At 67.5% G+C, this 22,730-nt stretch carries 9 protein-coding genes; 8 read left to right on the plus strand and 1 reads right to left on the minus strand.

The genetic code is table 11. The features are described from left to right. Nucleotides 1-23: 23 nt before the first annotated feature. From FHR56_RS15405 to FHR56_RS15435, 7 genes are all read left to right on the plus strand, one after another. Entirely contained in the window at nucleotides 24-2,060 is a 2,037-nt protein-coding gene (locus FHR56_RS15405; RefSeq protein WP_160946489.1) for a methyl-accepting chemotaxis protein, read from the plus strand. Nucleotides 2,061-2,171: 111 nt separating this feature from the next. Then, nucleotides 2,172-9,485 (plus strand): Hpt domain-containing protein, encoded by a 7,314-nt coding sequence (locus FHR56_RS15410; protein ID WP_160946488.1) that lies wholly within the window; start codon nucleotides 2,172-2,174, stop codon nucleotides 9,483-9,485. Beyond that, the gene (locus FHR56_RS15415) at nucleotides 9,472-10,809 is read left to right on the plus strand and encodes a chemotaxis protein CheB (RefSeq protein ID WP_160946487.1); all 1,338 of its coding nucleotides are present in this window, start codon (nucleotides 9,472-9,474) and stop codon (nucleotides 10,807-10,809) included. Before FHR56_RS15410 ends, FHR56_RS15415 begins: the two co-directional genes overlap by 14 nt. A 73-nt stretch (nucleotides 10,810-10,882) precedes the next feature. Continuing rightward, entirely contained in the window at nucleotides 10,883-11,359 is a 477-nt protein-coding gene (locus FHR56_RS15420) for a chemotaxis protein CheW (protein ID WP_160946486.1), read from the plus strand. A 315-nt stretch (nucleotides 11,360-11,674) separates the two neighbouring features. Beyond that, on the plus strand, nucleotides 11,675-16,432 hold the full coding sequence (locus FHR56_RS20510) for an RHS repeat-associated core domain-containing protein (protein ID WP_221441949.1): 4,758 nt from the start codon (nucleotides 11,675-11,677) through the stop codon (nucleotides 16,430-16,432). Between the two features lie 1,013 nt (nucleotides 16,433-17,445). Next, nucleotides 17,446-18,510, plus strand: coding sequence for a N(4)-(beta-N-acetylglucosaminyl)-L-asparaginase (locus FHR56_RS15430; protein WP_160946485.1), 1,065 nt, complete (start codon nucleotides 17,446-17,448; stop codon nucleotides 18,508-18,510). 14 nt (nucleotides 18,511-18,524) lie between these two features. Next, nucleotides 18,525-19,295, plus strand: a complete 771-nt coding sequence (locus tag FHR56_RS15435) for a copper homeostasis protein CutC (protein ID WP_160946538.1) — start codon at nucleotides 18,525-18,527, stop codon at nucleotides 19,293-19,295. 74 nt (nucleotides 19,296-19,369) lie between these two features. Here FHR56_RS15435 and FHR56_RS15440 read toward each other — a convergent pair whose 3' ends face one another. Further along, nucleotides 19,370-20,461 (minus strand): sialidase family protein, encoded by a 1,092-nt coding sequence (locus tag FHR56_RS15440; RefSeq protein WP_160946484.1) that lies wholly within the window; start codon nucleotides 20,459-20,461, stop codon nucleotides 19,370-19,372. Nucleotides 20,462-20,573: 112 nt separating this feature from the next. Between FHR56_RS15440 and FHR56_RS15445 the strand changes: the two genes are divergently transcribed. Further along, a complete protein-coding gene (locus FHR56_RS15445) occupies nucleotides 20,574-21,950 on the plus strand; it encodes an alpha-L-fucosidase (protein ID WP_160946483.1) in 1,377 nt (458 codons plus the stop codon). The last annotated feature ends 780 nt before the right edge of the window (nucleotides 21,951-22,730 follow it).

Consider the following 22,730-nt stretch of genomic DNA (forward strand, 5'->3'; position numbering starts at 1 on the left):
GCATCGAAGACCGAGGTCGCATCATGAGTACTGCTCCGGACGCCCGCAAGGCCAGCAAGCTCGGCAGCGTGGGCACGAGTTTCTGGCTGGGCCTGCTGGCGCTGTCGCTGGTCGTGTTCGGCGCCAACACCGGCGTGGCCACCTGGCAGGGCAACCGCCTGGCCGGCGCCAGCACCGGCGCGGCCGACCTGCAGGTGCTGTCGCAACAGCTGGCCAACCAGGCCCGCGACGCGGTGTCCGGCAACGCCGAGACCTTCAAGCAGTTCAAGCAGACCAAGGCGAAGGTGGAGAGCACCGTCGCCGAGCTCAATGCGCGCTACGCCAACGAGACCGGCGTGTCCGGGCCGTTGCAGACCCTCAACGGCACCTGGGCGCCGCTGGCCAAGAACGCACAGCAGGTGGTGGACAGCGAACCGGCGGTGCTGGCGCTGGCCGGCAATGCCGACCGCTTCGTCGGCGGCGTGCCGCAGCTGCAGGCGCAGTTGAACGAGGTGGTGCGCGCGATGACCGTCGGCGGCGCCCCCGCCGCGCAGATCTACAACACCCTGCAGCAGGTGGTGGTGGCCGGCACCATGGCCCGCCGCGTCACCGAGATGCGCGCCGGCGGCCGCGGCGCCGCCAGCGCCGGCGATGCGCTGGCGCGCGACTCGGTGGTGTTCGGGCAGATGCTCGAGGGCCTGCGCAACGGCAACGAGGAACTGGGCATCGCCCCGGTGCGCAACGCCGCCGCCTTGGCCGCGCTGGAGCAGTCGCAGGCGCAATGGGCGGAAATGAAGAAGGACCTGGACGCGCTGCAGGCCAGCTCGCGCAGCCTGTTCGCCGCGCAATCCGCCGCTGCGGCGCTGACCGCCGGCTCGGGCAAGATGCTGGAGGACAGCAAGAAGCTGTTCGATGCGTTCTCCGCGTTCGGTTCCACCCGCGATACCCGGTGGTTCCCGAACTTCTGGCTGGGCGTGATCTCCGGCCTGCTGGCGCTGCTGTCGATCATCGGTTTCGTCTGGACCACGGTGCGCAGCCGCAGCCGCGAGCAGGAAATCCGCCTGCAGACCCAGGTCGAATACAACAGCCGCAACCAGCAGGCGATCATGCGCCTGCTCGACGAAATCAGCTCGCTTGGCGAAGGCGACCTGACAGTCAAGGCCTCGGTCACCGAGGACATGACCGGCGCCATCGCCGACGCGATCAACTACGCCGTCGACGAACTGCGCCACCTGGTGACCACCATCAACGACACCTCGGCCAAGGTCGCCGTGTCCACCGAGGAAACCCAGGCCACCGCGCGGCAACTGGCCGAGGCGGCCGGCCACCAGGCCGAGCAGATCGGTTCGGCCTCGGTCCGCATCAACGAAATCGCCGCCAGCATCGAGCAGGTCTCGCGCAACTCCACCGAATCGGCGGAAGTGGCGCAGCGTTCGGTGGTGATCGCCGCCGAGGGCGCCGGCGTGGTCCGCGAGACCATCCAGGGCATGGACCAGATCCGCGACCAGATCCAGGAGACCTCCAAGCGCATCAAGCGCCTGGGCGAGTCGACCCAGGAGATCGGCTCGATCGTGGAACTGATCAACGACATTTCCGAGCAGACCAACATCCTGGCGCTCAACGCCGCGGTGCAGGCCGCCTCGGCCGGCGAGGCCGGCCGCGGTTTCGCGCTGGTCGCCGACGAAGTGCAGCGCCTGGCCGAACGCACCTCCGGCGCCACCCGCCGCATCGAAGGCCTGGTGCAGACCATTCAGGCCGATACCAACGAAGCGGTCAGCTCGATGGAGCAGACCACCTCCGAAGTGGTGTCGGGCGCGCGCCTGGCCGAAGACGCCGGCACCGCGCTGACCGAGATCGAGCGCGTGTCCAACGCGCTCAACACCCTCATCAAGAACATCTCCATCGCCGCGCACCAGCAGTCGGCGGCGGCGATCGACATCACCCAGACGATGGACGTGATCCGGCAGATCACCGGACAGACCTCGCAAGGCGCGGGACAGACCGCCGAATCGATCGGCCGCCTGGCGCAACTGGCGGCGGACCTGCGGCGCTCGGTCGCCGACTTCAAGCTGCCGGCGTAAGCGGGCCGGAACCGGGTGGAAGGAAGCGCACATGACGTACCGTGAACAACTCCCGCATGCCGTCGCCGCGCTCGCGCGGCGCGGCGCGTGCCCGGCCGTGGAGACGCGGCGATGAGCGCGCTGCGCGATGCGATGAGCCATGCCGCGCTGGGCTGGGTCAAGCCGGAACTGGACGAGACCCTGCGCCAGGTCCGCGGCGAGATCGAAGCCTTCGTCGAGGAACCGGCCGACACCGGGCGCATGCGTTTCTGCGCCGGCTACCTGCACCAGGTGCAGGGCACCTTGCGCATGGTCGAGCTGTACGCGCCGGCGATGGTGGCCGAGGAGCTGGAACTGCTGGCCACGGCAGTGCAGAACGGCCAGGCGGCCGACCGCGACGAGGCCTGCGCCACGCTGATGCGCGGCACCGTGCTGCTGCCGGACTACCTGGAGCGCCTGCAGGACGGCCATCGCGACATTCCGATCGTGCTGCTGCCCTTGCTCAACGAGATCCGCGCCGCGCGCGGCGAAGCCGGGCTCAGCGAGGGCGCGCTGTTCGCGCTGGCGCCCGACGCTGCCGCCGCCACCGAGGCCGAACTGGACCACGCGCGCGGCAGCCTCGCCGGGCGCAACCGCGAACTGCTCGACACCGTCGGCACCGCGATCAAGGAAGAACTGCTGCGGGTCAAGGACGCGCTGGACCTGCACCTGCGCACCGGCGGCGACGTCGCCGCGCTGCAGATCCAGGTCGATGAGCTGGGCAGCGTCGCCGACACCCTGGGCGTGATGGGCCTGGGCGTGGCGCGCAGCGTGGTGGTGCAGCAGCGCGATGCGCTGCGCAGCATCGTCGACGGTGCGCGCGAGGCCGACGAAGGCCTGTTGCTGGATATCGCCGGCGCGCTGCTGTACGTGGATGCCTCGCTCGACGACCAGGTCGCCTACCTGGGCGCCGGCGGCGACGTGCACGACGACGCCAGCGCCGCCGAGGCGCGGCGGACGGTGGAAGTGCTGGCGCACGAGGCGATCGCCAACTTCGGCAGCGCCCGCGAGCATTTCGTCGCCTTCATCGAGACCAACTGGGACCACGCGCGCCTGGACGAGGTGCCGCGCCTGCTCGGCGAGGTCGCCGGCGCCCTGCGCATGCTGGAACTGCCGCAGCCGGCCGACTACCTGGAAGGCGTGCGCCGCTACGTCGCAACCGAACTGATCGGCAAGCGCCGCGTGCCCAGCGGCCGCCAGCTCGACACCCTGGCCGACGCGATGGCCAGCCTCGAGTACTACCTGGAAGCGCTGCGCGAGCGCCGTCCGGGGCGCGAGGAGATCCTCGACATCACCCGCAGCAGCCTGGAAGCGCTGCGCTACTGGCCGTTGCCCGAGACCGCGCCGGCCGCGCCGGGCGTGTTGCCGAGCGGGAGCGGGGGGGGCGAATCGGTTGCGCCGCCGCCGCCGGTGGTCGCCGATCGCATCGTCGAGTCCGCGCCCGCGTCCATCGCCCCGCCGGTCGTGCCGGCCTGGGATCTGGCGCCGGCCGAGGACGCCCCGGAGATGAAGCCGCGCACGCAGGACGCCGCGCCGTCCGCACCGCAGGCGCCACAATGGAGCCTGGCCACGGACGAGCCCGACGCTGCGGCCGAACCCGCCTCCGTGGCGGCCGACGAGGGTGCCGTGCGCGACGAAGCCGCGCAAGAGTCCACGGCGCCGTCGCAGGCGCTCAGTTTCGATCCGGTCGCGGCCGAACAGGACAGCTGGACCGGCACCGCCGAGCCGCTGCACATCAGCCTCGATTCCCTGGTGCTGGAGCAGGACGCGCTGCGGCCGGAGACGCCGCCCGCATTCGCGCAGGAAGACGAGGCGGCAACCGCTTCCGCGGCGTCCGCCTCCGAGCTTGCCGGCTTCGATCCGGTGGCCGCCGAGTACAGCGACGCTGCGCCGGCCGAGACGCCGGCCGCGTTCGCGGGCCTGGGCGAGTACGACGATCCCAACCTGATCATCGTCGACGCGCCGGCCGCTGCGGAAGACACCGACGCCGCCACGCCGCCGCTGGTCATCGAACTGGAGGACGCGCCGGCGTTCGCCGACGCGCCGAGCATGGCGGCCGACGAGGAACCTGCACTCGATTGGCATGCAACTCCGGCCTCGCAGGACGAGGAGCCGGCGTTCGCGCTGGCCGACGTCGGTGCCGACATCGCGCACGGCGAGCGCCTCGACGCGGCAGGGGAGGCGGAGCCTTTCGACGCCGCTGTCGAAGACGAAGGTGCCGCGCACGCAAGCCCGACCGGGACCGAGGAAGTCGCCGCCGCCGACGGCGTACACGAGACCGATTCTCCCGCTGCCCTCGATGGCGCGGCGCATGCCGATGCCGACCTTGCCAGCAGCGGTGAGGAAGCGCACAGCGATGCCGTCACCGACGCACCATCGGTGCCGGCACATGCCGAGCCGGAACCCGAGCACCATGCGACGCTGGAGCCGGCGCCGGAACACGCTGCAACTGCCGAGACCGCTGCGCCGGTGTCGGACGCCGAAGCGGCGTTCCTCGCCGACCTGGAAGCGGCCGCGGCGCAATTCGATGTCACCTCTGCCGCGCCCGGCGGCGAGCATGCCGCACCCGCCGCCGCGGAGGCGAGCGCCGCGCCCGGCGCCGCGCCCGCTACCGCAACGCCTGCCCTCGAAACCGGTTTTATCGACGGCGATGGCGAGATCGACGACGAGATCCGCGCCGTGTTCCTCGAGGAGTTCGACGAGGAACTGGTCAATCTCGGCACGCTGCTGCCGGCCTGGCGCGCCGCGCCGGGCCACATGGAAAGCCTGCGTCCGATCCGCCGCGTGTTCCACACCTTGAAGGGCAGCGGCCGCCTGGTCGGCGCGCGCGTGCTCGGCGAGTTCAGCTGGAAGATCGAGAGCATGCTCAACCGCGTGCTCGACGGCTCGCGCCCCGCCAGCCCGGCGGTGGTGGCCATGGTCGAGCAGGCCTACGCCGTGCTGCCGCAACTCAATGCCGCGCTGCGCGGCGAGGGCGCGGTGCAGGCCGACCTGGACGCGATCCAGGCCGTGGCCGAGCGCATCGCCGCCGGCGAGGACGCCTTCTATTTCGCTACTCCGCAGGCGGCGGCCACGCCGCGTGCGGGCACACCGGCGTCGGTGGACAGCGTGCTGCGCGAGATCCTCGAAGCCGAGGTCGCCACCCATCTGGAGACCGTGCACGACTGGCTGCAGCACGCGCCGCAACCGGCGACCGAAGCACTGCTGCGCGCGATGCACACCATGAGCGGTGCGTTCGCGATGACCGACGTGCCGGAGATCACCGCCGTCACCGGCCCGGCCGAGAGCTACGTCAAGCGCGCGCTGGCGTCGGGCAGCGTGCCGAGCGCCGACGGCGTGCGCGCGCTCGAGGAGTCGGCGCGTGCGATCGCCGCCACCATTGCCGAGTTGCAGGCGCCGTCGCCGGTGATTCCGCCGTTCACCGAACTGTCGCAGCGTCTGCGTGCGCTGGTGGACACGCTGCCGGAAGTGCAGTGGCCGCCGATCGCGTACGACGAGGACGAGGAAGACCTGTCCGCGTCGGCACCGGCCGATGCCGGCCTGGATGCACAGGCCGTGCAGGCGGTGGAACTCACCGCGGCCGACGACCTGTCGGCGTTCGTGGGCGATGCCGCGCATCTGCACGAGACGCTGCCGGCGGACGAAACGGCTGGGCAGGCCGACGAACGCGCCTCCGACCAGCGCGCTGTCGACGTCCCCGCGGACGCGGTACCGGAGTCCACGCAGGCTGAAGCCGGGGCCACGCTCGACGCTGACGCTGACGCTGACGCTGACGCTGAGGCGGCCGTGCCGGCATCGGCGAGCGAGCACGCGTCGCCTGCGGCAGAGGCGTCTGCGCAGGAACAGCCGCCGAGCCACGACACGGCATCGGTCGACGCGACGACGACGCACGACGAGCCCGAGGCCGACGCACAGGCGGCATTGGCGCAGGACGGCCAGCTCGACGAGCTGACGGTCGAGGCGCCCTTGAGCGCCGAGCAGGTGCCGGACGAGTCGGCGCCGGAGGCGCTGGACGCGGGCGCGGAGCAGGATGCGACCGCGGATGCGATCGCCGCGGATGCTGCCACCGGCACCCAAGTCGACGCGCAGGAACTGCAAGCGCCGGAACACGATGATGAGGCGCAGGATTCCGAGGATCGCGCGACCGACGCGCAAGCCGAGGAGATTCGGGACGCATCCGCGCACGCGCAGGCACCCGATCACGCGGCAGCGGACCGTGATGCCGAGGCTCACGCAATCGACGCGCAGGCCGAGGACACCCAGGACGCAGCCGTCCACGCGCAGGAGGTGCAGGCGTCCGACCACGCGGCAGCAGAGCGCGATGGCGAGGACCAGGCAACCGACGCGCAGGCGAACGACAGCCAGGATGCGTCCGCACACGCGGAAGCGACGCAGGGACCGGATCACGACGCCGCGCACCGCGACGCCGACGCGCCCACCGAAGACGCCGACGAAGCCCACGAGCAGCAACTCAACGAGGATGCTCCCGCAATCGGTCTGCGGCAGCAGCCGTCGGCGTCGTCGAACGGCTGGCGCCACGACGGCACAGCCTCGGCCAACGACGATACCGAGGCCGCCGCCGAGCATGGCGATGCCACGCCGGATGGCGCATCGCATCCGGACGAGGTGACGGACGCGGACGGTGCAGCTTCCCTCGCCGCTGACGCGGCGGACGCGCACACCGACGCCGAAGCGCAGGCAGAGCACGTCGAGCCGATCGACGGCGCGCGCGATGGCGTGCCGCAGGACGCGGCCGATGCAGCGGACCATGCCGCGCACGTACCGCCGTCCGATACCGCAGAGGCGACGGACACGCATCACGCGACGTCCGACGAAGCGCACCATGCGCCCCAGGCCGACGCCGCTCAGGACGACACGACCACGGCGGCCGATGCCGACGCGGCAGCGTCTGCCGACGACCTCCACGAAGACACCCATCAGCACGCGCCGGAGGCGGCCGCACCCGCGCCGTTCGAGGCCGACGCCGCGCATGCCGCGGCCGATGGCGCGCGGACCGATCTGTCGGCCGCCGATCTCGGCCCGCTGGACTTCGCCGACCTCGATCGCGAACTGGTCGATATCTTCGTCGACGAAGGCAAGGATCTGCTCGACCACTGCGATCGCCTGATCGCCGAGCTGCGCGCCGCGCCGCAGGACCGCGACGTGCTCGGCGGCCTGCAGCGCGACCTGCACACGCTCAAGGGCGGCGCGCGCATGGCCGGCATCAACGCCATCGGCGACCTCGGCCACGGCATCGAGTCCTTGCTGGAGGTGGTGGCCGCGCATCGCACCGAACTCGATCGCCAGGACGTGCAATTGCTGGAGCGCGGCTTCGATCGCCTGCACCAGTTGTTGACCCTGACCGGCAACCACCGCGCGGTGGCGATGCCGCAGGACCTGATCGGCGCGTTCGACGCGCGCGCGCACGGGCAGGCGCCCGTCGCCGTCGGCGATGCCGCGACCGTCGCCGCGGCGACGGTCGCGGCAGCCGACGACACCTTGGCCGCCGCAGCCCTGGCCGCGGTGGCGGCGCCGCTGTCGGCCCCGCTGCCGGCGGAGGGCACGCTCGACGACGAGTCGACGATCGCGCGGCCGATGCAGGAACAGGTGCGCGTGCGCGCCGACCTGCTCGACCGCCTGGTCAACCACGCCGGCGAAGTGGCGATCTACCGCTCGCGGCTGGAGCAGCAGTTGGGCGCATTCCGTGGCGCGATGGCCGAACTGGACCGCACCAACGCGCGTCTGCGCGACCAGCTGCGGCGTCTGGATCTGGAAACCGAGGCGCAGATCGTCGCCCGCTACCAGCGCGAACAGGACCAGGCCGAGCAGAGCTTCGATCCGCTGGAACTGGACCGCTTCTCCACGCTGCAGCAACTCAGCCGCGCGCTCAACGAGTCCGCGGCCGACCTGGGCGGCCTGCAGGGCGTGCTCGACGACCTGGCACGCCAGTACGACGGCCTGCTGCAACAGCAGTCGCGCGTGAGTTCGGAGCTGCAGGACGGGCTGATGCGCGCGCGCATGGTGCCGTTCGACGGCCTGGTGCCGCGGCTGCGGCGCGTGGTGCGCCAGGCCGCCAGCGAGACCGGCAAGCAGGTGCACCTGAGCCTGGAAGGCACCCACGGCGAACTCGACCGCAACGTGCTCGATCGCATGGTCGCGCCGCTGGAGCACATGCTGCGCAACTCGGTCGCGCACGGCCTGGAAGCGCCGGAACAGCGCCGCGCCGCGGGCAAGGCGGAGGAGGGCAACATCGCCATCCGCCTGCGCCGCGAAGGTTCGGAAATCGTGCTGGAAGTGGCCGACGACGGCGCCGGGCTCGACCGCGAGGCGATTCGCCGCCGCGCCGAGCAGCGCGGGCTGGTCGCCGCCGACGCGGTGCTGTCCGACGACGAACTGGATGCGCTGATCTTCGCGCCCGGGTTCAGCACCTACGACCAGGTCAGCCAGCTGGCCGGCCGCGGCGTGGGCATGGACGTGGTGCGCAACGAAGTGCGCCAGCTCGGCGGCTCGGTGGACATCCACTCGGTGCGCGGCCAGGGCGTGACCTTCACCCTGCGCCTGCCGCAGACCCTGGCAGTGACCCAGGCGGTGTTCGTGCAGATCGGCGACACCACCTTCGCGGTGCCGGTGGCGTCGGTCAGCGGTATCGGCCGCATCGGCCGCGAACGCTTCGAGGCCGGCAGCGGCGGCTACCGCTACAGCGGCGAGGAGTACGCGCTGTACGACCTCGGCTCGCTGGTCGGACAGGCGCCGGCGCGGGCCGAAGGCCAGGCGCAGGTGCCGCTGCTGCTGGTGCGCGCGGGCGATCTGCGCGCGGCGGTGGCGATCGACCAGGTGCTCGGCAACCGCGAAATCGTGGTCAAGCCGGTCGGCCTGCAGATCGCTTCGGTGCCCGGCATCTACGGCGCCACCATCACCGGCGACGGCCGCGTGGTGGTGATCCTCGACATCGCCCCGTTGGTGCGCCGCTACCTGGCGCAGCCGCAGCGGCCGGTGGTGGAGGCGGTCCCGACCGAACAGCGCCGCGTGCCGCTGGTGATGGTGGTCGACGACTCGCTGACCATGCGCAAGGTCACCGGCCGCGTGCTGGAACGGCACAACTTCGACGTGGTGTCCGCGCGCGACGGCGTCGAGGCGCTGGAACGCCTGGAAGAGCGCGTGCCCGACCTGATGCTGCTGGACATCGAGATGCCGCGCATGGACGGCTACGAACTGGCGACCGCGATGCGCGCCGACCCGCGCTACGCCGCCGTGCCGATCGTGATGATCACCTCGCGCAGCGGCGAAAAGCACCGCCAGCGCGCCTTCGAACTGGGCGTGCAGCGCTACCTCGGCAAGCCTTATCAAGAGTTGGATCTGATGCGCAACGTCTACGACCTGCTGGGGATCGCCCGTGTTCGCGAATGACGGCGACGCCACCGCCACGCCGGTCGCGTTGCTGGCCCGTCCCGGCAAGGCGCGCGAGCGCCTGCGCGAAGCGCTGCATCTGGTCGGCGCCGCGATCGTGCTGGAGGACGACCCCGGTGCGATCGACGCGCAGACCCTGGCCGATGCCGGGCCCAGTGCGGTGCTGATCGCGCTGGAGCCGGCGATCGAGGACGCGCTGGAGCGGCTGGATGCGGCGCTGGCGCTGCCCGGCGTCACCGTGATCTTCGACGAGGCCGAACTGGCCGCGCGCCGCGAAGGATGGGAAGTGCAGCGCTGGGCGCGGCACCTGGCGGCCAAGCTGCAAGGCCACCAGGACGTGCTGCCGCCCGGCCGCGAGACCGAGGCCGGCCTGCAGCCGGAGCCGGGCCTGCCGGCGACGCCGGCGCAACTGCACGACGCCGCGCCGATCGGCCTGCACGTCGACGAAGCCACCAGCTTCGCCGAGGCCGCGCCAGAAGATGGCATGTACACCTGGCAGCCGCCGGCCGATGTCGCCCCCGGCTTCGAGGAGCTGCAGTTTGCGCGCGCCGAAGCTGCCGCCAGCGACGCGCCGGCGTTCCCGGCTGCAGCGCCTGCCGATGCCGCACCGGCTGCGCCGACAGCCGCACCCGCGGCGCTGCCGGCCAGTGCCTGGTCGCTGGTCGACGACGATACGCCGCTGATCGCGACGCCGCGCGTGCCGCAACGCGAACCGCAATTTTCGACCGAAGGCCTGTCGCTGGTCGCGCTGGAGTCGGAAGAGCCCGCGTCCACCAGCGGCGCCGGCACCCGCGCCGACGTCGCGCGTGGGGCGGTGCTGGTGATGGCCGGCATCGGCGGCCCCGACGCGATCCGCCGCCTGCTCGCCGCGCTGCCGGAACGCTTCCCGTTGCCGCTGCTGGTGCAGTTGCGCCTGGATGGCGGCCGCTACGGCAACCTGGTCAAGCAGATCGCGCGCGTGTCCGCGCTGCCGGTGCTGCTGGCCGAGGCCGGCGAGCCGGTCGCCCCCGGCAACGTCTACATCCTGCCCGACGACGTCGGCGTACAGGGCACCGCCGGCCTGCGCTTCGTCGCCCAGGACGCCGGCGCCTCGGTGGTCGCCGGCCTGCCGGCCGCACACAGCGCAGTGCTGCTGCTCAGTGGCAGCGATCCGCAACAGGTCGACGCCGTACTGGCACTTGCCGCGCAGGGCGCCTGGGTGGCTGGGCAATCCGGCGACGGCTGCTACGACCCCGCCGCCGGCGCGCAACTGATCCTGCAGGGCCATCCCGGCGGCGATCCGGCGCAACTGGCCCAGGCCTTGACCGCGCGGTGGAGCGGCTGAGCGAGGCGGCACACGCCATTCCCCGCCGCGCCCGCACCGCGCGTTTTTTCCGCTTTCAGGACGAAGTCACTCCATGAGCAGCTACGCCAGCAACGACGAAATCCGCGGTGTCCTCATCCTGGCCGGCAGCGAGCGCGTGTTGCTGCCCAACGCCACCATCGCCGAAGTGATGTCGCGCGTTCCGGTCGAACCGCTGCCCGACGCTCCGCACTGGCTGCTCGGCCAGATCGCCTGGTACGGCTGGAAAGTCCCGCTGGTCTCCTTCGCCCGCCTGACCGGCCTGGGCGCCGAGACCGTCGCCACCAACAACAAGATCGTCGTGCTCAAGGCCCTGGGCGGCAATCCCGACCTGCCGTACTTGGCGCTGCTCACCCAATCCTTCCCGCAACTGATCTCCGTCCCCCGCGACGGCCTGCTCGCTGACGCCTCCGAAGAAACCCTCCCGCCCGGCGTGCACATGCGCGTGCTGCTGGGCGAGCAGAGCGCATTGCTGCCGGATCTTGAGGCGATCGAGGGGATGGTTGTGGAGCGGTTTGCGGTGGCAGAGTAGGGGCGATCAGTCTTGCGGCCGTCTTGCTTCTGACTGCAAGCTGCAACTTCCATCGCCGATGTTCTGCCTGCTTGAGCAGAGCGCGCTTCAGCGTGTTGCCAGGGTAAGTGGCTTCGTCTAGCATCGTCGATCGTCATGACAAGGATTGTCGTATGCGCAACGTGTGGTTTCCGTTCGCTGTACTGCTTCGCTCAGGGATGAGCCGATCTGGCCAATGCCACGCGTTTTATTTGGATGGCCCCGATCTTGCGACCGCACCAGCGGCCGCCGTTGGCTATGCGCTATTGCGCGTCAGAAGGAGGCCGGTCGAGTCCCATGGACCCGCTCGACATCCTGCTGCTCCCTGATTCGACCGAATTGATGGACTTCTTGCAAGGACGCGCAATGATCACTACCGCCCGCACTCCCACTTATTTCGGCGCCATGCGCTTCGCGCTTCTGATCGCGATGCTGCTCCTTCTGTCAGGGGCCGCATTCGCAGCGGCAGAAGGGAAGAAGCAGCAGTTCCAGCTACGCGATGCGGAGGGGAATGACCGTGGTGTCTATTCCACCCAAGCCGAAGCGGAGGCCGCGATCAAGGCGATTCCTGGGCCTCAAAACATGGAGGACGCGTACCAGTACGTCGATACGATCAAGGACACCGTCGTCAAGGAAAATGGGTCATCGGTGATCACCTATTGGATGGGTCGTACCAAAGCCATTGACGAAGAGTGGATGTATACCACTTGGCACACCTCCAAGATTCCGACCGAAGAGCAGGCAGCCATCATTCTTGCCCAGGAAGTCAGCGCTACAAAGCCCGCGTGCCCTCCAGCTTCAGTCTCGCCGGTAGAGGCTTGGCGAGCTATCTCTGGCCCGTATCCCGAGTATGACATCGGCATCGAAGGTCAGAGCAGAGGATACAGCGCTCATACCTATTATGAAGATTGCAGCGGCCCCGACGAGTACATCACGTATATGAGCCGTACGCGGCGCTCCGAATGCCCGAAGCCTTACGCGTCCTGGCACATTAGCGACCAAGGTTGCACCAACAAAGAGATCTTCGCCACCATCGAAGTCTCGACGTTGCAATGCGAGACGCAAAAAAATGGCGGCAACTCCGGAATGCGAGGCAACCCCTGCGACGTCAAGACCGGCGAGAAATTCCAGACCGAGCGCGACCTGGATCTTGGGTGGATCACCCTGACGCGTTATTACCACTCGGGTATCGCGCTGAACACGGGTGGATTCGGCCCTGGCTGGACCTTCTCGCACAGTCTGCACCTGACGATCCAGGGCGATACGCTTGGCCTGGTGGAAGGCAGCGGCTATGCCGTGCCGTTCCGCAAGATGGGTTCTGAATATCGCGCGGCCAACGCCTCGGACGAGCGCATCGTCGCCAACAGCGACCAATGGATCCTGTATCGCCAGGATGCGATCTACACCTTCGATGCCAAGGGCAAGCTGGTCTCGCGCATGGCCGAGGATGGCAGTGGATGGGTGTATGGCTACAACGCGCGTGGGCGCTTGCAGAGTATCGCCTCGCTGCAGGGGCGCTCCCTCGAACTGGTGTATGCAGACGAAAACGACGATGCACTGATCAGCGGCGTCGTCTCCGGTGGGGTGCAACTGGTCAGTTACAGCTACGACCAGCAGCGCCTGACTGGCGTCACGTATGCAGACGGCAAGAGCCGGATCTATCACTATGAGGACACGCGCTTCCCGCGCCATCTGACCGGTGTGACCACGGAAGACGGCCAGCGCTTCAGCACCTTCGCCTACGACGAGGTCGGTCGTGCGATCTCCAGCCAGCACGCCGGTGGCATCGACGGCATCACCCTGGCGTACTCCGCCGCCGGTACCCGCGTCACCGACGCGTTGGGCGATGTCAACGATTACACGATGACCGATGCCGGTGGTGTCTCGCCGAAGGTGGCCGCCGTTGCTAGGACCGACGGCACGCTGCAGTACAGCTACAATGACCAGTCCAGCGACTTCCGCCGCCGGCTGAGCAGCGTCACCGATCGCCGTGGCGTCCAGACCCAGCACAGCTATGCCGAAGCGACCGAGAACGGTGTCGTGGTGAACATTCACACCGTGCGCGAGGCGGTCGGGCAACCACAGGAGCGCACCACAACGACGCGTACCGCGGCCGGCAGCAATCGCCTGCTGTCGGTGCAGACCGGTGGGCGTACCGTGTCCTACAGCTACAACGATCGCCTGCAGCCGGTGCAGATGACGAGCAGCGACACGGCTTCAGGCAAGCAGCGCACGGTCACCTACAGCTACTGCGAAGCGGCGGACGTGGCGGCGACCGACAGCACCTGCCCGATCCTGGGCCTGCCCAAGTCGGTCGACGGCGCGCGCGCCGACGTCAACGACACCACCACGTTCACCTACTACCCCGCCGACGACACCACCTGCGCCACGTCCCCGACCAGCTGCGCACACCGCAAGGGCGACCTGTGGAAAGTGACCCATGCGCTGGGCCAAATCACCGAGTACTTGGCCTACGACGGCGCCGGCCGCGTGCTGTCGGCGAAGAACGCCAACGGCGTGGTCACCGACTACACCTACCACCCGCGTGGCTGGCTGACCGCCAGCAAGGTGCGCGGGTCCGACGACAGCAGCGAGAGCGACGACCGCATTACCGCGATCGACTATTGGCCGACTGGTCTGGTCAAGCAGGTGACGCAGCCTGATGGCGCGTTCACCCGCTTCACCTACGACGCCGCACACCGGTTGACGGATATCGCCGACAACGCCGGCAACACCATCCACTACACGCTGGACAATGCCGGCAACCGATCCAAGGAAGACACCAAGGACGCATCGGGCACACTCAAGCGCACGCTCTCGCGGGTGTACAACCAGCTCGGCCAACTGGTGACGCAGGCCACCGCACAAGGTGATCCGACCGACTTCGGCTACGATCCAAACGGCAACACCAAGACCGTCACCGACGCGCTCGGACATGTCACCCAGAACGACTACGACCCGCTCAACCGCCTGGCGCGTACCCTGCAGGATGTGGGCGGCATCGCTGCCGAGACCAAGTTCGGCTACGACGCGCTGGACAACCTGACCAAGGTCACCGACCCCAAGGGCCTGGACACTACTTATGCCTACAACGGCCTGGGCGACTTGACCAAGCTCACCAGCCCAGACACCGGCAGCACCACGTATACCTACGACAGCGCCGGCAACCGCGCCACCCAGACCGATGCGCGCAACATCAAGACCAGCTACGGCTACGACGCGTTGAACCGCCTGACCCAGGTCGGCTATCCGACCACCAGCCTCAACGTCAGCTACACCTACGACGTCAGCCAGAGCACCTGCGCCAGCGGCGAGACCTACGGCGTCGGCCACCTGACCCGGATGCAGGACGGCAGCGGCAGCACCGACTACTGCTACGACCGTTTCGGCGGTCTGGTGCGCAAGGTGCAGACCACCAACGGCAAGGTGTTCGTGGTCCGCTACGCCTACACCAAGGCCGGGCAACTTAGCCGGTTGACCTACCCGGATGGGGCGGTGGTGGACTACGTACGCAACGCCCAGGGCCAGACCACCGAGGTCGGCGTGACCCCACCTGGCGGCACCCGCCAGGTGCTGCTGAACCAGGCCACCTACTATCCGTTCGGCCCGGTCGCCGGGTGGACCTACGGCAACGGCCGTCCGATGCAGCGCGTGCTGGATCAGGACTACCGCCCGCTGGCGGTCAACGACACGCGCAGCGATGGCCTTGCGGTGGGCTTCGCGTTCGACCCGGTCGGCAATCTCAGCGCGCTGACCGCGCCCGGCAACACCGCACCGGTCATCAAACTGGACTACGACCCGCTGGGCCGTCTGACCGCGTTCAAGGATGGTCCGACCGATACGGTGATCGACGGCTACACCTATGACGCCACCGGCAACCGCCTCAGCGCCAAGGTCAACACCAGCACCCAGACCTACAGCTATCCGACCACCAGCCATCGCCTGAGCAGCGTGGCCGGCACCGCACGTAGCTATGACGCGGCCGGCAACACCACGGCGATCGGCGGCACCGCCGTGCAGTACGTGTACGGCGCTAACGGCCGGCTGACACAGGTCAAGCGTAGCAGCACCACCGTGGCGAACTATGCCTACAATGGCCGTGGCGAGCAGGTCAGGCGGGTGGGCAAGACCAATACCTACACGCTGTACGACGAGAGTGGTCACTGGCTGGGCGACTACGACAACAACGGTGCGGTCGTGCAGCAGGCGATCTGGCTGGATGACCTGCCGGTGGGCGTACTCGCCAAAAACACGCTGCGCTATGTGCAACCAGACCACCTGGGCACCCCGCGCGCGGTGATCGACCCGGTCCGCGACGTGGCGATCTGGCGCTGGGACCTGAAGGGCGAAGCGTTCGGCGCCACCGCCCCAGACCAGGACCCGGACAAGGACGGCACGGCCTTTGTGTTCGATATGCGGTTCCCGGGGCAGCGCTATGACGCGCTGAGTGGGCTCAACCAGAACTACTTCCGCGACTATGAGCCCGGTACGGGGCGGTATGTGCAGAGTGATCCGATTGGGTTGGGCGGAGGTATGAGTACGTACGCCTATGTGGGCCTTAATCCTGCTTATTCAAAAGATCTTTACGGCCTTGAGTCTCCTGGCTGGTGGTCATTCCCCCCCGGAGTGCAAAGAGAACGCTGGCGAGAGTCTCAAAAACACGGATATCGCGGAGAGTTGAATTTTCAGCTCAGCTTAGGTGGCTCCTACGGAAATTTTGCCGCAGGAGGCAGTGGTGAGGGTGGCATTGCCCTCGATACGAGTGGCAAGATTTGCTTATATATGAAGGGGTGTGGTACTACGCCGGTGGCCGGTGGTTTCATTGGGGGACTAGGTGGGACAGCAGGTTTCTCCTGTGGGACGGGCGGTTTGTCTGAAGGGAAAAGTAGCTCGGTTCAGTTGCAGATAGGTGCAATGGAAGGAGCTGGGGCCAAAGGTTCGGTTGAAGTTTCCAAGGATGGAAGTGCATCTTTAGGAATAAATGCTGGTATAGGTAGTCAGGTCTCCGGTGGCTTTCAGCAATGTCAGACAAGGACATTTCTATGCACAAAATAAACTGGCAAAAAATCAGATCTGATCAGAAATTGCTTGTCGGTTTTTCGATATTTTTGCTTGCATTTTTTGGGCTTATTTCATGTTGGGCGATAGAGTATTTTATTGGGCTCAGGGTCTATAGGTTGCTCGTCATGTTGTTCATGGGTTTAGCTATTGTGGATGTTCTTGCGCTTGCATCATATTCATATGATAAATATTTGAAGAAGAGTTAATTTATTTTATTTTTGGAGCCCTTCCGCAGTGGAATTGCTTTGCTGATGCGGCGCGGCGGGCAATTCCAAACTTTGCTGAAATGCTTGTATGACGCCAACAGCGCACTGGCCAAGCTCAGTGACAACGATAAGACAAAAAGTTGGATTGAATACAAAATAATGGAGCGATGAATGTCCAAAAAAAAAGCTAGTAGACTTGGCGTTCGTCGTTTTATGCATTGGCGTTGCTTACCATCTTGAACTGTTCGGAAGTTACATAAGAGTTTTTTTATTCTTTTTGTGTTGCATGGCAATTTATGTTCTTGCAGGGTGGATGGTGTCGCGTTGCTTTCGAACTCGTAGTAAGTGATTTAATTGCTGCGTCATTGAGGAAGATAAGCAAATTTCTTCGCGGTTTTAGTGGTTGCGAAATTGTTTTCATGTTTGTATTTGGAGTGAGGCGACCTTATCGGGGTTATTGTTATAGGTGTGGTGGAGAGGGGCTCGGTCTGCTGAAAGTGCGCGATGGAAAAAAATTCTATTATATTGAGCCGGTTTCTAGTGGGGGGCTTGGAGGTTTATGCAAGGTGCCAACTAGGTTGTAGTGGCTGGATGATTGACGAGTAACGTTGGTACTCTTCGGAAGTACGTGATGAGCTTGATAAAAGTTCAGGCATGCTTCGATGCAATTCTGCCGGAGCAAATGGCCAAGACAACCCTGTAGCGCCAAGCAGACCGTTTAATCCCATCCCGCTCTGCCGCATGATGTAGGGCTACGCACGCGCCCCGTCCCGCGTGCCCTCCCAACGCCGGAGCCTCCCCATGCCGCAACGCCGCCACTTTCTGAAAACCGCCGCCTTCGGCGCCCTGGCCGCCGGGTTGGGCGGTGTGCTTCCTGGCGTACGCGCCGCCGTGGCCAAGGCGCAGGCCAAGACCGGCGTCGGCCCCTTGCCACACGGCGCAGCACGGGTGATTTCCACCTGGGACTTCGGCGTCGCCGCGAACCAGGCGGCGTGGCAGGTGCTCTCGCGCGGCGGCGCGGCGCTGGATGCGGTGGAGGCCGGGGTGCGGGTGCCGGAGGCGGATCCGGACAATCACACGGTGGGGCTGGGCGGTTATCCGGACCGGGATGGGCGGGTCACGCTGGATGCCTGCATCATGGATCACACCGGCGGCTGCGGGTCGGTCGCGGCGCTGGAGGACATCGTGCATGCGATCTCGGTGGCGCGGCGGGTGATGGAGAAGACGCCGCATGTGATGCTGGTCGGCGATGGCGCGCTGCAGTTCGCGCTGGCGCAGGGGTTCGAGCGTACCAAGCTGCTCACGCCCGAATCTGAGCAGGCGTGGAAGGAGTGGCTGAAGACCTCGCATTATGCGCCCGAGGCCAATATCGAGAACCGTGCCTATCGCCGTGGCACGCTGCCCGGCGGCAAGGACAACCACGACACCATCGGCATGCTGGCGCTGGATGCGCACGGCAACTTGTCCGGCGCCTGCACCACCAGCGGCATGGCCTGGAAGATGCACGGGCGAGTTGGTGACAGCCCGATCATCGGTGCGGGGCTGTACGTCGACAACGAAGTAGGTGGGGCGACTTCCACCGGTGTTGGCGAGGAAGTGATCCGCAACGTCGGCAGTTTCGCGGTGGTGGAGATGATGCGGCAGGGCAAGAGTCCGGCCGAGGCCTGCCGCGAGGTGGTGATGCGCATCGTGCGGCGCAAGCCGCAGCTCACCCGCGATCTGCAGGTGGGGTTCCTGGCGATGAACAAGCGCGGCGAGGTCGGTGCGTTTGCGATCCAGCCCGGTTTCAGTTACGCGGTCTGCGATGCGCAGCGGCAGGATCTGCTACTGCCCGGACAGAGCCATTTCGCGGCGCCGGCGGCATGAGCGGGAGCGTACCGATGGGCTTGGAAGTGGCGGCCGATGCGATCGGCTCGGCGCTGGCCGCGCAGGAGGGCGGTGCGATGCGGGTGGAGTTGTGCGGTGGCCTGGATGGCGGCGGGCTGACGCCGTCGTTCGGCACGCTGGCAGCGGTGCGCGATCGGCTGCGCATTCCGCTGTACGTGCTGATCCGCCCGCGGGTCGGCGATTTCGTGTTCGACGCGGCGGAGGTGGAGGCGATGCGTCGCGACGTGGAGCAGTGCGTGCGCCTGGGTTGCGATGGCGTGGTCCTCGGTGCGCTGACCGCGGCTGGCGAGGTCGACATGGCGACGATGCGCGAGTTGATCGCTGCGGCCGGTTCGCTCGGCGTCACCTTCCATCGCGCCTTCGATGTCAGTGCCGATCCGCGGCGTGCGTTGGAGGACGTGATCGCGCTGGGCTGCGAGCGTGTGCTGACCTCCGGTGCGCGCGAGACTGCCGAAGAGGGCGCCGACATGATCGCCGCGTTGGTGCAGCAGGCCGGTGCGCGTTTGAGCGTGATGCCGGGATCCGGCGTCACCGAGGCCAACCTGGCGCAGTTGCGTGCGCGCACGGGGGCGCGCGAGTTTCATGGCTCCGCCCGTGGACCGCTGGCGTCGCGGGCGCTGGCGCCGCATCCGCACGTGCGCAGCCTGGGCGGCGACCGCATGCAGACCGATGTGGCGCGCGTGCGGCGGATGGTGGCGTTGTTGGAGGAGCCGGGACCGGGGACCCGCGGCCCGGGGCCCGAAAAGGCCCATTTCACAGTCTGATCCGATCGCCAGGGAGCGCTCTTGCTCTTGCTTCTCCGGGTCCCCGGTCCCGGGCCCCGGGTCCCGAGCACGATTCACCTGCCGCCAGCAGGCGCCGCTGACTCCACACCCAACCGCTTCGGATCCAGCACCACATGCTTGATGCGCGTGCGCTTCCAGGTGTAGCTGATGTGCACCTGGCCGTCGCGGGTCTGGATCACCGCGGGGTAGGAGAATTCGTCCTTGGGGCTGTCTTCCAGGGTCAGCACGCGGGTCCAGTGCAGGCCGTCGTCGGACAGGGCGACGGCGAGGATGCCGCGGCCGTCCCACCAGTCCTTTCCGGCCTCGGTGGGGTTGTAGACCAGCAGGGAACGGCCGTCGGCCAGGACCACCGCGTCGGTGCCGGAATTGGGATTGGCCAGGTCGAGTAGGGTCATCGGTTCCCAGGTGCGGCCCTGGTCGCGCGACCAGGTGCTGAACACGTGGTTCTGCTGGCTGCGGCCCACCGCCTGCAGGCGGCCGTCCTTGTGCAGCAGCACGCTGGGCTGGATCGCGCCGATCCTGGCCGGGTCGTTCATCGCCGGGCCGCGGGTCCAGTGCGCGCCGTTATCGTCGGACCATTCCATGTGCGCGACCCAGCCGGCGTCCTCGCTGCTGCTAGGGCTGAGGATGCGGCCGCTGGGCAACTGCACCGGCTTGTTCTTGATCGGGCCGAGGATGCCGGCGGGCAAGCGCTCGGGCGTGGACCAGTGGTGGCCGCCGTCGCTGGAAGTGGTCTGCATGCCCCACCAGCGTTTCGGGTCGGGGCCCACCTTGTAGAACAGCCGCAGCGGCCCTTGCGCGGGCTGGAACAGCACCGGATTCCAGGCCGGCAGCGGCGCGCCCTGCGCCTGTGCGCCATCGGCCACGCGCTGTGCCGGTTGCCAGCCGTTGGCGTCGCGGCGCGCCACCCAGATGGCGACATCGTCGGCGCCCTCGTGGCGGCCGCCGAACCAGGCCGCGAGCAGGCCATCGCGGGTTTCCACCAGGGTGGAGGCGTGGCATTGCGCGGTCGGCGCCTGCGCGTTGACGAATTCGCTGTAGACGATGGGCGAGGGCGGCACCTGCGGCGGGGCGACGGCGGCCGGACCGGCGATGGCGCGCACGGCGAACAGCGACAGCAGGGGAAACAGCGAAGGCGACATCATGTGGTACGGTCCTGTCCCGCAAACGGGGATACCTATTTATCATCAATTAAATACCATATGCTGACACCACCGGCAGCGCCGCCTGCCCGACCGACGATTGCGAGGATCCGCCATGCCGAACCGCCCGCTCTCTCCGCTCCGCTGGCTGGCCGCGCTCGGCCTGACCGCCCTGGCCGCGCCGCCGCTGCTCGCCGAGAACTTCGCCGAGGTCAAACCGTCGCCGCAGCAGGTGGCCTGGCAGGACCTGGAATTCGGGGTGATCGTGCATTTCGGCACCAACACCTTCCTGGATCGCGAGTGGGGCGACGGCACCGCCAGTCCCAAGGTGTTCGCGCCCGACCAGGTGGACCCGGCGCAGTGGGCCCGCGCCTCCAAGGCGGCCGGCGCCAAGTACCTGATCCTGGTCGCCAAGCACCATGACGGCTTCGCGCTGTGGCCCACCGAGGACAGCGCCTATTCGGTGAAGAACAGCCCGTGGCTCGGCGGCAAGGGCGACCTGGTGAAGATGACCAGCGAGGCCGTGCGCAAGGAAGGCATGGGCTTTGGCATCTACCTGTCGCCGTGGGATCGCCACGAGCCCAAGTACGCCGATCCCAAGGCCTACGACAAGTTCTATGCCGCGCAGCTGGTGGACTTGGCCTCGCACTACGGCCCGCTCACCGAGTGGTGGCTGGACGGCGCCGGTAGCGCCGGCCACGTGTACAACTTCGACAAGTACATGGAGGAGCTGCGCACCTACCAGCCCAACGCCATGGTCTTCGCCGACACCGCGCTGTTCGAGTACGGCGACGTGCGCTGGGTCGGTAACGAAGCCGGGGTGATCGAGGGCGAGAACTGGAACACCATCGACCGCCATGGCTACCTGCGCTGGCGCCCGGTCGAGGTGGACACGCCGCTGCACAAGCTGCAGTGGTTCTGGCACCCCAACAGCGACCAGACGCTGAAGAGCGTCGACGAGCTGGTGCAGATCTGGGAAGACAGCGTCGGCCGCGGCGGTCAGTTGGTGCTGGGCATCGCCCCGGACAAGCGCGGCCTGCTGCCCGAGGCCGACGTCAAGCGGCTGGAGGAAATGGGCCAGGCGCTGCAGGCGCGCTACGGCGCCGACCGCAACCTGGTGCGTGGCCGGCTCAAGAACGACGACGGCATCGCCGCGGCGGTGGACGGCGACCGCGATACGTTCTGGAGCGCGCCGGACGGCACGCACCACGCCACGCTGGAGCTGCAGTTCAAGCAGCCGGTGACCTTCGACACGGCAATGTCGATGGAATGGCTCAACGACGGCCAACTTGTGCAGAAGTACGCGGTGGAAGTGTTCCGCGACGGCGCCTGGGTCAAGGTCGCGCAGGCTCAGGCGATCGGCCATATGAAGATCGACCACTTCCCCGCGGTCACCGCCTCGCGCGTGCGCCTGAACATCCTGTCCAGCGTCGATGCCGCACATATCCGCGAGTTCCAGCTGTTCAACGTGGGCGCCTCCGCGACGCGTTGAATCTGCCCGCGACGTAAGACCGAAGCCGCGCCCGGCGTGAAGCCGGGTGCGGCTTTTTCGTTGGAGTTGTGGCGCGGCGTTTGTGGTGAAGGTGCCTGTACGCAGGCACAGTGGTTCCAACATTGCTGCGAATAAGATGGTGCGCGCGACAGTGCAAACTCCCCTCCCCCCCCCCCCCGGGAGAGGGGTCGGGGGTGAGGGTACGGCGCAAGCGCAGCCCCTCCTCGCGATTCGTGATTGGCAGTCGACGATGCATGCGTCCGCCCTGATTCTGCAAGGCATACCCGTGTTTGGCCGGCGCCGCGATGCAAGCACCAAGCGCGGACCTTTAGGCGAGCCTTTTGCGACGTCGTCCTCGATGCTTGGAGCGCGTGTTGTCCGAGCCGAACGCCGTAACGTGTGCGCCGGAGCGAGCGGTGGCTACCGCCAGAATGTGGTGTGTTGCCATTGCCCTCATGAAAGGCGCGAGGATTGCTTGGGGGATGTCTACGAATATGGACAAAGCCTGCTGCCTGCTGCGCGGGCTATGCAGGAACTGCGCATTGCAGCCGATCACGATAGGAGTGCGTTGCAACGTCGCGTGGCACAAGCAAAGCATCTGAGGTGTAGCTGCCGTCGCTATGTCATGCGCCGTAGCGAAGCCTTGGTCGTCGCCGTTTCGGGGAGTTGTCTCCCCGATGGTGCCGGCCCGCTCGGCTTCTGCGGCCGTCGTTGCACGTAGCTCACCGTCCTCGCCCGCCTGATCCGATGCGCAGGGCTTACGGCATCGGCCATTCCTCT

This window comes from Xanthomonas sp. F10 (genome assembly GCF_014206815.1).
Taxonomy (GTDB): Bacteria; Pseudomonadota; Gammaproteobacteria; order Xanthomonadales; family Xanthomonadaceae; genus Xanthomonas_A; species Xanthomonas_A indica.